At 66.5% G+C, this 15,600-nt stretch carries 14 protein-coding genes; all 14 read right to left on the reverse strand.

The genetic code is table 11. From position 1 onward, the window contains the following. Positions 1–19: 19 nt before the first annotated feature. The gene (locus DCN14_RS29120; RefSeq protein WP_096507094.1) at positions 20–619 is read right to left on the reverse strand and encodes a TetR/AcrR family transcriptional regulator; all 600 of its coding nucleotides are present in this window, start codon (positions 617–619) and stop codon (positions 20–22) included. A 200-nt stretch (positions 620–819) separates the two neighbouring features. After that, positions 820–2,094, reverse strand: coding sequence for a cardiolipin synthase ClsB (clsB, locus tag DCN14_RS29125; RefSeq protein WP_096507093.1), 1,275 nt, complete (start codon positions 2,092–2,094; stop codon positions 820–822). After that, positions 2,091–2,585, reverse strand: coding sequence for a dihydroneopterin triphosphate diphosphatase (gene nudB / locus DCN14_RS29130; RefSeq protein WP_096507092.1), 495 nt, complete (start codon positions 2,583–2,585; stop codon positions 2,091–2,093). Before nudB ends, clsB begins: the two co-directional genes overlap by 4 nt. A gap of 128 nt (positions 2,586–2,713) precedes the next feature. Next, positions 2,714–4,516 (reverse strand): aspartate--tRNA ligase, encoded by a 1,803-nt coding sequence (gene aspS / locus DCN14_RS29135; protein WP_085042373.1) that lies wholly within the window; start codon positions 4,514–4,516, stop codon positions 2,714–2,716. A gap of 67 nt (positions 4,517–4,583) precedes the next feature. Continuing rightward, the gene (locus DCN14_RS29140) at positions 4,584–5,234 is read right to left on the reverse strand and encodes a DUF502 domain-containing protein (protein ID WP_162826253.1); all 651 of its coding nucleotides are present in this window, start codon (positions 5,232–5,234) and stop codon (positions 4,584–4,586) included. Between the two features lie 61 nt (positions 5,235–5,295). Next, positions 5,296–5,637, reverse strand: coding sequence for an FmdB family zinc ribbon protein (locus tag DCN14_RS29145; RefSeq protein WP_096507091.1), 342 nt, complete (start codon positions 5,635–5,637; stop codon positions 5,296–5,298). Between the two features lie 96 nt (positions 5,638–5,733). Beyond that, a complete protein-coding gene (locus tag DCN14_RS29150; RefSeq protein ID WP_096507090.1) occupies positions 5,734–6,360 on the reverse strand; it encodes an SAM-dependent methyltransferase in 627 nt (208 codons plus the stop codon). Between the two features lie 17 nt (positions 6,361–6,377). After that, on the reverse strand, positions 6,378–7,955 hold the full coding sequence (ubiB, locus tag DCN14_RS29155; protein ID WP_096507089.1) for a ubiquinone biosynthesis regulatory protein kinase UbiB: 1,578 nt from the start codon (positions 7,953–7,955) through the stop codon (positions 6,378–6,380). Positions 7,956–7,967: 12 nt separating this feature from the next. After that, complete coding sequence (locus tag DCN14_RS29160) at positions 7,968–8,594, reverse strand: SCP2 sterol-binding domain-containing protein (protein ID WP_096507088.1); 627 nt, start codon at positions 8,592–8,594, stop codon at positions 7,968–7,970. 164 nt (positions 8,595–8,758) lie between these two features. Further along, the gene (locus DCN14_RS29165) at positions 8,759–9,790 is read right to left on the reverse strand and encodes a TIM44-like domain-containing protein (protein WP_096507087.1); all 1,032 of its coding nucleotides are present in this window, start codon (positions 9,788–9,790) and stop codon (positions 8,759–8,761) included. Positions 9,791–9,831: 41 nt separating this feature from the next. Then, positions 9,832–10,563 carry a bifunctional demethylmenaquinone methyltransferase/2-methoxy-6-polyprenyl-1,4-benzoquinol methylase UbiE gene (ubiE, locus tag DCN14_RS29170; RefSeq protein WP_096507086.1) on the reverse strand — a complete coding sequence of 244 codons (732 nt, stop codon included), beginning with the start codon at positions 10,561–10,563 and terminating at the stop codon, positions 9,832–9,834. A 52-nt stretch (positions 10,564–10,615) separates the two neighbouring features. Next, complete coding sequence (locus tag DCN14_RS29175; RefSeq protein ID WP_014896073.1) at positions 10,616–11,029, reverse strand: DUF971 domain-containing protein; 414 nt, start codon at positions 11,027–11,029, stop codon at positions 10,616–10,618. Then, a complete protein-coding gene (locus tag DCN14_RS29180; protein ID WP_096507085.1) occupies positions 11,026–11,469 on the reverse strand; it encodes an HIT family protein in 444 nt (147 codons plus the stop codon). Before DCN14_RS29180 ends, DCN14_RS29175 begins: the two co-directional genes overlap by 4 nt. A gap of 87 nt (positions 11,470–11,556) precedes the next feature. After that, the gene (locus DCN14_RS29185) at positions 11,557–15,582 is read right to left on the reverse strand and encodes a DUF3683 domain-containing protein (RefSeq protein ID WP_115531461.1); all 4,026 of its coding nucleotides are present in this window, start codon (positions 15,580–15,582) and stop codon (positions 11,557–11,559) included. Positions 15,583–15,600 lie beyond the last annotated feature (18 nt).

Raw genomic sequence — 15,600 nt, forward strand, 5'->3', positions numbered from 1 at the left:
GGCGGGCGGTTCCGCGCCGCTAACGGCTCTCGCTCTGATACGAAACGATCGTCTTTTCCAGCGCGGCCCACGTGAGGCGCACGGCATCCGGCGAATGCAGGAAGCGGGCGTCGTGATGCAGGCCGAGCGTGAAGCTGTACAACTCGAAGAGCATCAGGTCCGGATCGGAATCCGCACGCAGATGGCCTTCTTCCTTCGCCTGCGAAATGGCGCGCAGCAACGCGGCACGCCAGGCGGTCACGCTCGCGATCAACTGCTCGCGCACGGGGCTGTCGGGCCGGTCGTCGTACTCGACGGCGCCGCTGATGTAGATGCAGCCAGTCGTCACCTCCTGGATGCGCTTCTCGATCCATCGCGCCAGCATCGCCCGCAGGCGCGGCAGACCGCGCGACTCGCGCAGGCTCGGAAAGAACACCTCGTTTTCGAAACGATGGTGGTACTCGCGGACGACCTCGACCTGCAGGTCTTCGCGCGATCCGAAGTGCGCGAACACGCCGCTCTTGCTCATCTGCATGCGCTCGGCCAGCAGGCCGATCGTCAGCCCCTCCAGCCCGTCACGGCTGGCGAGGTCCAAAGCAGCTTCGAGTATCGCGGCACGCGTCTGTTCGCCTTTTCGCATAGCTTTTTCTGTAACCGTTCGGGGGTTCGAATAAAATCGAACGGCCGTACTATTATTGAGTGCGGCCGCTCGCGAAACAAGGAAATTATTAGAAACCGGTGTCTAACCGAGCCGCTATTTTGCGCGATTCCGGCGGGACCGGAGCGGCTTTTCCGCACGAACGTGCGGACAGATATTTTGAAGCGAGTGCTGAGTCCGCTTCAGTCGTAACCGCCGACCGTCAGCGCCTTCATCACGATGCGGTACGTGTTGTACGCAAGCCAGTTCAGGATACGCTCGATGCGCGGGCGTGCGGCATACCGTGCGGCGTCGATTTCGCGGCCTTCGGAGAAGGCGGCCGCGATCGCGTCGCGCAGCTCGTTCGTGACCGTGTCGTAGCGCACCAGCACGACATTGGCCTCATTGTTCAGCATCAGGCTCAGCGCGTCCAGATTCGACGAGCCGACCGTCGCCCAATTGTCGTCGATCACGGCCACCTTGCCGTGCAGGATCGTCTTGTCATATTCCGCCACGCGCACGCCGGCGCGCAACAGCGAGTGATACAGGAACGGCACGGCCGTATCGAGCGCCGTGAATTCGTTGCGTCCGATCAGGATGCGCACGTCGACGCCACGGCGTGCCGCGCCCGTCAGCGCGCGGCGCAGCTTGCGGCCCGGCATGAAGTACGGGTTCGCGAGCAGGATCCGGTGGCGCGCCTGGCCGATCGCCGCGAGATAGGCCTTCTCGATCGCACGGCGGTTCACGACGTTGTCGCGCGCGACGAACGCGACGCTCGGCTCCGTCACGATCCGCAGCGCGCCGGCCTTGACCCACCGGTGGCTGCGCATCCAGCGCCGGAACATGTCGGGAAACGCTTCGCCGCCGTGCAGCCCCGCCGCGTACTGCGCATACGGCTTGTGGCCGAACCGGATCCGGTGCCACTGCAGTTCGAACGCGGCACGCACGTCCGCCACCGCCGGCCCCGCCATCTCGACCGCGAAATCCCAGCGCGGAAACGGCAGCGTCGCGCTGCCCTGCGTGAAGTCGTCGACGATGTTGATGCCGCCGCAGAACGCGGCCGTCTGGTCGATCACCGCGAGCTTGCGGTGCGTGCGCGAGAAGCCGAAGCGGCCGAACAGGTAACGGTTGTAGATGCAATGCTCGACGCCGGCCGCAGCCCACGTGTCGAACAGCGGCAGGCGCGCGGTGCCGACGCCGTCGGTGATCACGCGCACGCGCACGCCGCGCTGCGCCGCGCGAATCAGCGCATCCGACACCGGGCGGCCGGCCGCATCGTCGCAGAAGATGTAGGTTTCGAGCATCACCTGCTCGCGCGCCGCATCGATCCGCTCGATCAGCGCGCTGAAGAATGCGCTGCCGGTCTCGCACAGCCGCACCGTGTTGCCGGCCGTGAATGCGAGCCGCGACGCGGAGCCGCGCTCCTGCAGGAACATCTGCCGCAATTGCGCGAAGCGCTTGCGGGTTTCCGCATTCATGCGGACGAGCCGTGCGGCGCGCGGGCGAGCGCCACGCGCACGGGCAATTGCAGGATCGCTTCGGCGTTCGACGGCGAGAAACAGCGCGCGGCCGCTTCGCGGAACGGCAGCCATGCATGGTCGACGTGCTCGCGCGGCGACAGCGTCACGTCGACGCGGCCCGGCACGCACAGGCCGAACCAGTGCTCGACATTGCGCGTGACGCCCGGCGCGTAGCGATGCAGGTATTGCGGATAGATGGCGTATTCGATCCGGTGGCGCCAGTCGACCAGCGCGGTGGCCGGCACATCGTGCGTGCCGACCGAGATGCCGGTTTCCTCGGCCACTTCGCGCGCGGCGGTGAGCGCGAGCGGCTCGTCGAGCGCGTCCTTCGATCCGGTCACCGATTGCCAGAAATCGGGCTGGTCGGCACGCTTGATCACCAGCACGTCGAGTTCGGGCGTGTAGATCACGACGAGAACGGATTCGGGGATTTTCGGCGGCTTCGTCATCTTGGTTTCATGCGGCACTGGGCCGTGCGGCGGGCCCGTGCCCGAACGTGCGGCAAGTGCTGCGACTGTACCGCAAAAAACGAAAAAGGCGCATCACGGCGCCTTTTTCGTTGGGTGTCGTGCGCGCGTTACGCCTTCGGCTGTTCCGGCTGACGCAGACGGATGTGCAGTTCGCGCAGTTGACGCTCGTCCACCGGGCTCGGCGCCTGCGTGAGCAGATCCTGCGCACGCTGCGTCTTCGGGAACGCGATCACGTCGCGGATCGAGTCGGCGCCGGCCATCATCGTGACGATGCGGTCGAGACCGAATGCGATACCGCCGTGCGGCGGCGCGCCGTACTGCAGTGCGTCCAGCAGGAAGCCGAACTTCAGCTGCGCTTCTTCCGCACCGATCTTCAGCGCGCGGAACACCTTGCTCTGCACTTCCTCGCGGTGGATACGCACCGAGCCGCCGCCGATTTCCCAGCCGTTCAGCACCATGTCGTAGGCCTTCGCGAGGCAACGGCCCGGATCGGTCTCGAGGTATTCGAGGTGCTCGTCCTTCGGGCTCGTGAACGGGTGGTGCGCCGCGACGTAGCGCGCATCTTCGTCGTCGTATTCGAACATCGGGAAGTCGACGACCCACAGCGGCTTCCAGCCGGCCTGGACGAGGCCGTTCGCCTTGCCGAATTCCGAATGGCCGATCTTCAGGCGCAGTGCGCCGAGGCTGTCGTTGACGACCTTCGCGCGGTCGGCCGCGAAGAAGATGATGTCGCCGTCTTCAGCGCCGGTGCGCTCGAGGATCGCCGCGATCGATGCGTCGTGCAGGTTCTTGACGATCGGGCTTTGCAGGCCGTCGCGGCCCTTCGCCTTCTCGTTGACCTTGATCCATGCGAGGCCCTTCGCGCCGTAGATGCGCACGAATTCCGTGTAGCCGTCGATGTCGCCGCGCGACAGCTCGCTGCCCTTCGGCACGCGCAGCGCCGCGACACGGCCGTCCTTCGCGTTGGCCGGCGTGCTGAACACCTTGAAGTCGACGTCCTTCATCGCGTCGGTCAGCTCGGTGAATTCGAGCTGCACGCGCAGGTCCGGCTTGTCCGAACCGAAACGCGCCATCGCTTCCGAGTACGGCATCACCGGGAACGTCGCGTCGAGCTCGACGTCGATCGTCGTCTTGAAGATGTGACGGATCATGTCTTCGAACAGGTCGCGGATTTCCTGCTCGCCGAGGAACGACGTTTCGCAGTCGATCTGCGTGAATTCCGGCTGACGGTCGGCGCGCAGGTCTTCGTCGCGGAAGCACTTGGTGATCTGGTAGTAACGGTCGAAGTTCGCGACCATCAGCAGCTGCTTGAACAGCTGCGGCGACTGCGGCAGCGCGAAGAACTGGCCCGCGTTCACGCGCGACGGCACGAGGTAGTCGCGCGCGCCTTCCGGCGTGCTCTTCGTCAGCATCGGCGTTTCGATGTCGATGAAGCCCTGCTCGTCGAGGTACTTGCGTGCCTCGATCGCGACGCGGTAGCGCAGGCGCAGATTGTGCTGCATCTGCGGACGGCGCAGGTCGAGCACGCGGTGCGTGAGGCGCGTCGTTTCCGACAGGTTGTCGTCGTCGAGCTGGAACGGCGGCGTGACCGACGCGTTCAGCACGTTCAGTTCGTGGCACAGCACTTCGATCTTGCCGCTCTTCAGGCCGGCGTTGACCGTGCCTTCCGGACGGTTGCGCACGAGGCCCTTGATCTGCACGCAGAACTCGTTGCGCACGCCTTCGGCGGTCGCGAACATTTCCGCGCGATCCGGATCGCACACCACCTGCACGAGGCCTTCACGATCGCGCAGGTCGATGAAGATCACACCGCCGTGATCGCGGCGGCGCTGCACCCAGCCGCACAGCGACACGGTTTGGCCCAGCAGGTGTTCGGTCACGAGACCGCAGTATTCAGTACGCATCGACATGATGTTTGCTTTCGTTCGGTTTGATCAACGGGCGCCGCAACGCGCGGCCCGGGCGATGATTCTTTACTTACAGCGGCGGCTCGACGGGACGGCGGGCGGGCGCCGGAGCCGGCGCCGGAGGCGCCACGACGCCCATCGAGACGATGTACTTGAGCGCGGCATCGACCGACATGTCGAGTTCGATGACTTCGCTCTTGGGCAGCATCAGGAAGAAGCCCGACGTCGGGTTCGGCGTCGTGGGCACGTACACGCTCACGTACTCTTCCGTCAGATGGTTGACCACGTCGCCGCCGGGCGCACCGGTCAGAAACGCGATCGTATACGAGCCGCGACGCGGGTATTCGATCAGCAGCGCCTTGCGGAACGCGTTGCCGCTGCTCGACAGCAGCGTGTCCGACACCTGCTTGACGCTCGTGTAGATCGGCCCGACGACCGGGATGTGACGCACGACCGCGTTCCACCACGTGACGAGCTTCTGGCCGATGAAGTTCTGCGTGGCCAGCCCGACCACGAAGATGAACGCGAGCGTCAGCACCGCGCCGATCCCCGGCAGGCGGAAACCGAGCACGCGCTCGGGCTGCCACGATTCGGGCAGCAGGAGCAGCGTCTGATCCATCGTGCCGATGATGAGACCGAGCACCCACAGCGTGATCGCGAGCGGGACGAGAACCAGCAGGCCGGTCAGAAACACCGATTTCAGGGTCGTCTTTTTCATCATCTGCCGTCAATGAACCGCGCCGGCGGCGCGGTGTGGGCGCGGCCCGACCGGGCCGCGACTGTCAACTGCCGGCGGCGGGCGCCGCGGCCGGGGCCGGCGCAGCGCTCGCCGTCGTACTTTCGGAACTCGCGGCGGCCGGCGCGGCTGCCGCGGGCGCTGCGTCGGCCGGCGCTGCAGCACCGTCGCCCGACGCCGTGGCCGGCGCGCTGGTGCCGCCCGAGCCGCCGCGGAAATCGGTGACATACCAGCCGGAACCCTTCAGCTGGAAGCCGGCGGCGGTGACCTGCTTGCGAAAAGCATCCTTCCCGCATTCCGGACACTGCGACAGCGGCGCGTCGCTCATCTTCTGAAGCACATCCTTCGCGAAACCGCACGCTTCGCATCGATAGGCGTAGATCGGCATGATATTTATCCCGCAGAAACTGGAAACGGCTTGCAAAACCTTGAATTATAGCCGAAACCCCCGGCGCGCTCCGGCAACGGAGCACAACGACGGGGATCAACGACGGCGCCACGTGAGCCAGCGCTCGTGCCCTTCGAACACGGCCAGCGAATCGGTCACGGGCAGATCCTCGATCGGTTCGAAGTACGGCGCGAGCAGCGCATCGAGTTCGGCACGCTCGATTCCGAACGGCGGCCCCTTCGGTTTCGCCATCACGAAGAAATAGCCGGCCAGCAATCCGCCGGCGGGCAGCAGTTCGGCCATCCGCGCCGCATAGTCCGCGCGCAGGCTCGGCGGCAGCGCGCACAGGAACGCGCGCTCGTACACCCACTGCACGTCGAACGGCGGCTGGTACGCGAAGAAATCGGCCTGCTCGACGACGTCCGCATGCGCACCGAGTTGCACCTTCGCGGCCGACACCGCCCGCGCGGCGAAATCGATCGCGCGCACGGGCCAGCCGGCCTGCGCGAGCCAGCCGGCCTCCTGCGCGCTGCCGCAGCCCGGAATCAGCACCGCGCACGGCTCGCGCCGCTGCGCGAACGCGCGAAACCCGTCCGGCACGCCGCCGAATTCCCACGGCGTCACGCCGCGCGCGAAACGCTCGTCCCAGAACGATGCGTTGCCGGGGTCGCGCGTCGCGAATTCGGCCGCGCCCGGCGCTGAAGGTTGTTTCGGTTCGGACATCGCACTGCTCCTTTCGGTCATGCGCCGTACGCGAGCGCGAGCAGCACGCGCGCGACCAGCGCGCCGACGCCGACGGCCAGGCCGAAGATCAGCAGCGCCTGCATCAGCCGGTTCGTCCGTTTCTGCTCGATGAGGATCTGACGCATCAGGTCCTCGCTCGCCGCGCGCGGCGCGTCGTGGCGCGCCGCCATCGCGTGATGGAGCAGGCGCGGCAGTTGCGGCAGCGTCTTGCTCCATTGCGGCGCTTCGACCTTGAAACGCTCATACCAGCCGCGCAGGCCGATCTGCTCGGTCATCCAGCGCTCGAGATACGGTTTCGCGGTCTTCCACAGGTCGAGTTCGGGGTCGAGCGAGCGGCCGAGCCCTTCGACGTTCAGCATCGTCTTCTGCAGCAGCACCAGCTGCGGCTGGATCTCGACGTTGAAGCGGCGCGACGTCGAGAACAGGCGCATCAGCACCTGGCCGAGCGAAATGTCCTTCAGCGCGCGGTCGAAATACGGCTCGCACACCGCGCGGATCGCACTTTCGAGCTCCTCGACGCGCGTCTCGGGCGGCACCCAGCCCGATTCGAGGTGCAGCGTCGCGACGCGGTGGTAATCGCGCTTGAAGAACGCGAGGAAGTTCTGCGCGAGGTAATTCTTGTCGAAGTCGGACAGCGCGCCGACGATCCCGAAATCGAGCGCGATGTAGCGGCCGAAGGTCTTCGGATCGAGGCTCACCTGGATGTTGCCCGGGTGCATGTCCGCATGGAAGAAGCCGTCGCGGAACACCTGAGTGAAGAAGATCTCGACGCCTTCGCGCGCCAGCTTCTTGATGTCGACGCCCGCCGTGCGCAGCGTCTCGACCTGGCTGATCGGCACGCCCGTCATGCGCTCCATCACGAGCACCTGCGACGTCGAGAAATCCCAGAACATCTCCGGCACGAGCAGCAGGTCGAGGCCCGCGAAGTTGCGGCGCAGCTGGCTGCCGTTCGCGGCCTCGCGCATCAGGTCGAGCTCGTCGTGCAGATACTTGTCGAATTCGGCGACGACTTCGCGCGGCTTCAGGCGCCGGCCGTCGGCCCACATCCGCTCGGTCCACGTCGCGATGTCGCGCATCAGCGCGAGGTCGGAATCGATCACCGGCAACATGTTCGGGCGCAGCACCTTGACCGCGACGGCCTTGCCCGCGTGCGGGCCCTGCTTGAGTTTCGCGAAATGCACCTGCGCGATCGACGCGCTCGCGACCGGCTCGCGCTCGAATTCGTCGAACAGCTCGTCGACCGGCGCGCCGAGCGACTTCTCGATGATCGCGATCGCGACCGCCGAATCGAACGGCGGCACCTGGTCCTGCAGCTTCGCGAGTTCGTTCGCGAAATCGACGGACAGCAGATCGCGGCGCGTCGACAACACCTGGCCGAACTTCACGAAGATCGGGCCGAGGCTTTCGAGCGCGTGCCGCAGCCGCACCGCGGGCGGCGACGAATAACGGCGGCCGATCGTCGTGACGCGCAGCAGCAACTTCACGCGCCGGTCGTCGATCCGGGACAGCATCACCTCGTCGAGGCCGAAGCGGATGACGGTGTAGACAATCTTGATGAAACGGAAAATGCGCATGCCCTGCTGCCCTCAGTGCGCGCCGCGCGGGCCGGAACCCGTGCGCGCGCCGATTTTCTGTTCGAGTCGCTCGACCCGCTTTTCGACCCGCGCGAGCGCATCGCGCGCGCGCGCGAGCTCGGCATCGAAGCCGCCGAGCGCCGTGCGCCGGACGACCTGCGGGTTTTCGTCGAGCCAGTATTCAGCGACGGAATCGAGCACGTTGCGGCCGGTGCGGCGCGCACGCGCGCCGGCGTCGCGCACGACCGTCGCGATCCGGTACGCCGCCGCGTCGCCAACCAGCTTCGCGAGATCTTCTTCGGGTTCCCAGCGCAGATGCTCGGCCAGTTTCGCGATCTGCGTCGCGAACTCCGCGTCGCCCTCGATCTTCACGTGCTTCATCACGGCCGCCTGGCCGCCCTGCAGGAATGCGGCGACCGTGTCGCCCGCGAGCGCGATCGACACGTCGACGTGTTGCGCATCGTGCGCTTCGACCGCGGACAGGTAGCCGTCGGGCTGCACGAGCAGCGTGAGCGTGACGGGCGGCACGTCGAGCCGGGCGGTCTTGCCCGCGTAGGGGATCAGGCGGTCGCGCGCCCACGATTCGCGCGCGAGCAGGTGATTGACAGCAGCAGCAAAAGGCTTGGCGGCAAAGGTCATCGGGCTGGGAAAGAAAAAACCCGCGCGGGCCGGGCGCCCGCGCGGGTTTCTATTGTAACGTCGGATCGTCGGCAGACCGCGGCCGACCGCACATCCGGGCGGCAACCGGTCGCAGCGCGGCGGCCGTCGCCCGGAAAGCCGGCGGGCGGGGCCGCCAGCCACGTTCAGTGCGTGTTGATCTGCTGGATACCCGCGAGCAACCAGCCCTGACTGCCCGACTTCGACAGGTTCCACACCTCGTCGAACGGCGCGGCCGACGCATTCGCCGATTCGCGGATCAGGCCGTGGAAGCGCACGCTCGCCGACTGCTCGATGCCGCGATCCTCGATCCCGACCAGTTCCGCGTCGAGCTGCACGACGTCGGTCTGGTTCGACTCGTTGCCGCGCGAATCGAGGTCGATCTTGATCTCGGCGAACATTTCGGGTGTCGTGAACTCGCGGATGTCGGCCAGGTTGCCCTGGTCCCATGCCGCCTGCAGGCGCACGAAATAGACCTTCGCGCTGCGCAGGAACGCTTCCGTGTCGAAGCCGGCCGGCACCTGCAGCGGCGCGGCCGCCATTGCGCCCGCCGCTGCGGCGGCCGGCGCGCCGCCGCCGAACACGCCCTGCGCTTCGTTCGCGTAGCTGCTGCCGCTGCCCGCATAGTTGCTGCCGGTGTTGCCCTGCTGGAACGACGGGCCTTGCGAGTAGCTGCCCGACGACGATGCCGAGCCGCCCACCGAGTACGCCGGCTCCTGCGGACGGCGACGGTTCATGAACTTGCGGACCAGCCAGATGCCGATCATCGCGAGCAGCGCGATCACGATGAGGTTCGACATCATGCCGGCGAACGCTTCGCCGAGGCCGAAGTGCGACAGCAGCGCCGCGATGCCGAGGCCGGCCGCGAGACCGGCGATCGGCCCGAGCCAGCGCGAGCGGTTCGGCTGCGCGGCCGCTGCGGGAGCGGCCGGGTTCGCGCGCTGCGCCTGCGACGGCGCGGCCTGCTGCATCGGCTGCGCCGGCGGCGTGGCCTGGCGCTGCGTGACGGTTGAGCTCTGGCGGCCGATGCTGCGCCCACCGCCCATGCGCTTGGCTTCAGCGTCGAGCGATGCGAACGTGCCGGCCGTGAGCAGGCCGACCATCAGCAGCGTGCCGACCCGTCGAGCCCACGGCTTCGACGGCTTGCTACGGTTGAACAACGAACGCGATTCGGCCATCAGTTTCTCCAGATGTAAGGCGAATGTATGGAAAGAACCCCTTAGTACTTGGTTCCTAGGTGTAAAGCTACCACGCCACCTGACAAATTGTAATATTTGACGGCGTCGAGGCCTGCTTGTTCCATCATCGTCTTCAGGGTGTCCTGATCGGGGTGCATCCGGATAGATTCAGCAAGATACCGGTAACTTTCAGCATCTTTCGCGAACTTGTCGCCAAGCCACGGTAATACTTTGAAAGAATACAAATCGTAGGCTTTTTTCAGCGGATCCCAGACTTTCGAGAATTCCAGCACCATCACGCGGCCGCCGGGCTTCGTCACGCGGCGCATCTCGGCGAGCGCGGCGTCCTTGTGCGTCATGTTGCGCAGTCCGAACGCGACCGTGACCACGTCGAAGTAATTGTCCGGAAACGGCGTTTTCTCCGCGTCGCACAGCAGCGACGGCGTCACGATGCCCTTGTCGAGCAGCCGGTCGCGGCCAACGCGCAGCATCGATTCGTTGATGTCGGTATGCCAGACTTCGCCGGTCGGGCCCGCCGCCTTCGCGAACGCCTTGGTCAGGTCGCCGGTGCCGGCGGCGATGTCGAGCACCTTGAAGCCCGGGCGCACGTTCGCCTGCGCGATCGTGAACGCCTTCCATGCGCGGTGCATGCCGGCCGACATCAGGTCGTTCATCAGATCGTAGTTGCTTGCGACCGAATGGAACACGCCCGCCACTTTCTTCGCTTTTTCGTTTTCCTCGACGCTTTCGAAGCCGAAGTGGGTTTTGCTCATCGCGTTGATCCTCAGTAAATGGCAAGACGGCGCCGAGCGGGCGCCGTCGATTTCAGTGGCAGTGGCCGTGCGGCGCGGGGGCCGCCTGCATCGGCGCGTCGCGCTCGACGCCCGCCGCCTTCAGTTTGTCGAAATAGTCGCGCCACAGCGCGTCCTGCTGCGTCGCCAGCTCGTACAGCAGATCCCACGAGTAGATGCCGGTGGAATGGCCGTCGGAGAACGTCGGCTGCAGCGCGTAGTTGCCCACGCCCTCGAGCGCGGTGATCGTCACTTCGCGCTTGCCCGTCTGCAGGGTTTCCTGGCCGGGCCCGTGGCCGCGCACCTCGGCCGACGGCGAATAGACGCGCATCAGCTCGAACGGGATCCGGAAACTGTCGCCGTTCGGGTACTGCAATTCGAGCACGCGCGACACTGCGTGCACGACGACGCCGGACGGAATCGGCGTCGTGGAAGTCAAACCGCTCATGGCTGCCTCGGATCGGTCGTTCGTTGAATTTCCTCGCGCACCGCATTGTGCAGCAGCGAGGCCTGCGCCGCGCGCGTGCGCAGCAGCGCCCCGGACACGCTGCGCTGGCGCGGCGCCCACACGGGCTGCGGGAAATGGGCGTCGTTCGAGAAGCGCGGGATCACGTGCCAGTGCACGTGCGGCACCATGTTGCCGAGGCTCGCGAGATTCACCTTGTTCGGCTGCATCACGCGGCGCACGGCCCGCTCCACCGCGTACACCACGCGCATCAGATGTGCCCGCTCGGGTTCGCCGAGATCGGAGAACTCGGCCACGTGCGCGCCCCAGATCACCCGGCAGAAGCCCGGGTACTCGTGCTCGCCCGTCGCAAGGACGACGCGCAGCACGTCGTCCTGCCAGAGCACCTCGCCACCGTCTTCACGGCAAAACACGCATTCCATCGTCGCTCCCATGTGGACGGGCGCCGGCGTTTCAGCGCCGGCGCCCGCTCTCATCCCAAGCCCCGCCGGGCGGTCGTCATGCCCGCATTAGACCAGCACGCGCTCGATCCCGCCATTGTTCGCGTGTGCGACATAGTCGGCCATCCAGTTCTCGCCGAGCGTCTGACGCGCGATTTCGACCACGATGTAGTCGGCCTCGAGGTTCGCGTCCTCGCTGTAGCGCGACAGGCCCTGCAGGCACGACGGGCAGCTCGTCAGGATCTTCACGTCCGGGCCGTTCTCGGCCGCGGCGGCCGGCGCCGGTGCATCGCCGGCCACGACCGGGATGCTGCGCAGCTTGGCCGCGCCCTTGCGGATTTCCTCTTCCTTGCGGAAGCGGACCTGCGTGGAGATGTCCGGACGCGTGACCGCGAGCGTGCCCGATTCGCCGCAGCAGCGCTCGTTCTTCTCGATCTTGTAGCCGTCCTTCTCCGTGCCCATCAGCTCGTTGACGAGTTTCACCGGATCCATCGTCTTGATCGGCGTGTGGCACGGGTCGTGATACATGTAGCGCGTGCCCGTGACGCCGTCGAGCTTCATCCCCTTCTCGAGCAGGAACTCGTGGATGTCGATGATCCGGCAGCCCGGGAAGATCTTGTCGAATTCGTAGCCCGCGAGCTGGTCGTAGCAGGTGCCGCACGACACGACCACCGTCTTGATGTCGAGGTAGTTGAGCGTGTTCGCGACCCGGTGGAACAGCACGCGGTTGTCGGTGACGATCTTCTCGGCCTTGTCGTACTGGCCCGAGCCGCGCTGCGGATAACCGCAGCACAGGTAGCCCGGCGGCAGCACGGTCTGCACGCCCGCTTCCCACAGCATCGCCTGCGTCGCGAGGCCGACCTGCGAGAACAGGCGCTCGGAACCGCAGCCCGGGAAGTAGAACACCGCTTCCGAATCGACGGTCGTCGACTTCGGGTTGCGGATGATCGGCACGATCTTGTTGTCCTCGATGTCGAGCAGCGCGCGCGCCGTCTTCTTCGGCAGGTTGCCCGGCATCTTCTTGTTGACGAAGTGAATCACCTGCTCGACGACGGGCGGCTTGCCGGTCGTCGCGGGCGGGTGCTGCGTCTGCTTCGTCACGACCTTCTTCAGCATGTCGTTCGCGAAGCGCTGCGCCTTGTAGCCGACGCCCATCATCACGCTGCGCGCGGCGTTGATCGTCTGCGGATTGGTCGCGTTCAGGAAGAACATGCCCGCCGCATTGCCGGCATTGAACTTCTTCTTGCCCATCTTGCGCAACAGGTTGCGCATGTTCATCGTGACGTCGCCGAAGTCGATCTTCACCGGGCACGGTGTCACGCACTTGTGGCACACCGTGCAGTGGTCGGCCACGTCGTTGAACTCGTCCCAGTGCTTGATCGACACGCCGCGGCGGGTCTGCTCCTCGTACAGGAACGCCTCGACCAGCAACGACGTCGCGAGAATCTTGTTGCGCGGGCTGTACAGCAGGTTCGCGCGCGGCACGTGGGTCGCGCACACCGGCTTGCACTTGCCGCAGCGCAGGCAGTCCTTCACCGAATCGGCGATCGCGCCGATGTCGGACTGCTTCATGATCAGCGACTCGTAACCCATCAGCCCGAAGCTGGGCGTGTACGCGTTGCGCAGGTCGGCGCCGTCGAGCAGCTTGCCCTTGTTGAAGCGGCCGTTCGGGTCGACGCGCTGCTTGTACGCGCGGAATTCGGCGATCTCGTCGTCGGTCAGGAACTCGAGCTTCGTGATGCCGATCCCGTGTTCGCCGGAGATCACGCCGTCGAGCGAACGCGCGAGCGTCATGATGCGCGCAACCGCCGCGTGCGCATCCTGCAGCATCTCGTAGTTGTCGGAGTTGACCGGCAGGTTCGTGTGGACGTTGCCGTCGCCCGCGTGCATGTGCAGCGCGACGAACACGCGGCCGCGCAGCACGCGCTTGTGGATCGCCTGCGCTTCGTCGAGGATCTGCTTGAACGCGCCGCCGTTGAAGATCGTGCGCAGCTCCGCGCGGATCTCCTGCTTCCACGAAATGCGGACCGTGCGGTCCTGCGTGACGTGGAACACGGTCGCGCCCGGCTGGTCGTCCGCGCGATCCGCGAACTTCTCGGCGAGCGCCTCGTAACCGAGCTGCACGAGGTAATGCTGCGCCTCGCGCAGCGGCTGGTCGAGCCGGTCGCGCACGAACTCCCAACGCGCGCGCACGCGCTTGAGCAACTCCAGCGCCTGCTGCACGCGGTCTTCCAGCAGCTCGGCGCTCGGGATTTCGTTCGCGTCGTCGGTCTTGCCGAGCGGCAGGTTGCCGGCCCTGAAGAACGCTTCGAGCGCGTCCACCAGCTGCAGCTTGTTCTTCAGCGACAGCTCGATGTTGATCCGCTCGATGCCGTCGGTGTACTCGCCCATCCGGTTCAGCGGGATGACGACGTCTTCGTTGATCTTGAACGCGTTGGTGTGCTTCGCGATCGCGGCCGTGCGGCTGCGGTCGAGCCAGAAGCGCTTGCGCGCCTCCGCGCTGACCGCGACGAAGCCTTCGCCGCTCTTGCCGTTCGCCATCCGGATCACTTCGGACGTCGCGTGCGCGACCGCATCGGCGTCGTCGCCGACGATGTCGCCGATCAGCACCATCTTGGGGAATGCGTTGCGCTTGCTCTTGGTCGCGTAGCCGACCGCGCGCAGGTAGCGCTCGTCGAGGTGCTCGAGGCCCGCGAGGATCGCGCCGCCCTGCTTCGACGTTTCGAACAGGTAGTCCTTGATCTCGACGATGCTCGGAATCGCCTCGCGCGCCTGGCCGAAGAATTCGAGGCACACGGTGCGCGTGTGCGCGGGCATCTTGTGCAGCACCCAGCGCGCGGACGTGATGAGCCCGTCGCAACCTTCCTTCTGCACGCCCGGCAGGCCGGCGAGGAACTTGTCGGTCACGTCCTTGCCGAGGCCTTCCTTGCGGAAGCGCCGGCCTTCGATCTCGAGCATCTCGGTGCGCAGCAGCCTCTCGCCCGGCGCGTACGCGCCGTCGAACCACTTCAGCTCGAAACGCGCGACCGCGATGTCGTGGATCTTGCCCTGGTTGTGCTCGTGGCGCGTGACTTCGAGCCAGTTGCCGTCCGGGTCGACCATCCGCCACCAGGCCAGGTTGTCGAGCGCGGTGCCCCACAGCACGGCCTTCTTGCCGCCCGCGTTCATCGCGACGTTGCCTCCGATGCACGATGCGTCGAGCGAGGTCGGATCGACCGCGAACACGTAGCCGGCCGCCTCGGCCGCTTCGGTCACGCGGCGCGTGACGACGCCCGCGCCGGAGAAGATCGTCGGCACCTTGTGCGCGACGCCCGGCAGCTCGGTGAGTTCGACCGCGCCGAGCTGTTCGAGCTTCTCGGTGTTGACCACCGCGGAGAACGGCGTGAGCGGCACCGCGCCGCCCGTGTAGCCGGTGCCGCCGCCGCGCGGAATCACGGTCAGGCCGAGTTCGAAGCAGGCCTTGATCAGCGCCGCGATCTCGGCTTCGGTATCGGGGGTCAGCACGACGAACGGGTATTCGACACGCCAGTCGGTCGCGTCGGTCACGTGCGACACGCGCGACAGCCCGTCGAAGCGGATGTTGTCCTTCTGCGTGCAGCGGCCGAGCGCCTTGGTCGCGCGACGGCGCAGGTCGGCCATTTTCTCGAATTCGTCGGCGAACTCGTCGACCGCGCGCTGCGCGGCCGTCTCGAGCATCTCGACACGCGATGCGCGCTCGCGGCCCGCGTCGTCGTGGTGCTCGGTCAGGTCGGCGCGGCGGCGCTTGCCGATCTCGGTCAGGCGGTGGTTCAGCGCCTCGATCAGGAGCGCGCGGCGCTTCGGGTTGTCGAGCAGGTCGTCCTGCAGGTACGGGTTGCGGCGCACGACCCAGATGTCGCCGAGCACCTCGTACAGCATCCGTGCCGAGCGACCCGTGCGGCGCTCGGCGCGCAGCTCGTCGAGCACCGACCACGCCTCCTCGCCGAGCAGGCGGATCACGATCTCGCGGTCGGAGAAGGACGTGTAGTTATAGGGAATCTCGCGCAGTCGGGGCGCGGGGTCGGCAGCGACGGCGGCGGCCGCGCCATGCGGATCGAAAACTTGTGGTGCGTTCATGTTCGGACGACTCGGAGG

Origin of the sequence: Burkholderia sp. IDO3, from assembly GCF_003366075.1 — a bacterium.
GTDB lineage: Bacteria > Pseudomonadota > Gammaproteobacteria > Burkholderiales > Burkholderiaceae > Burkholderia > Burkholderia anthina.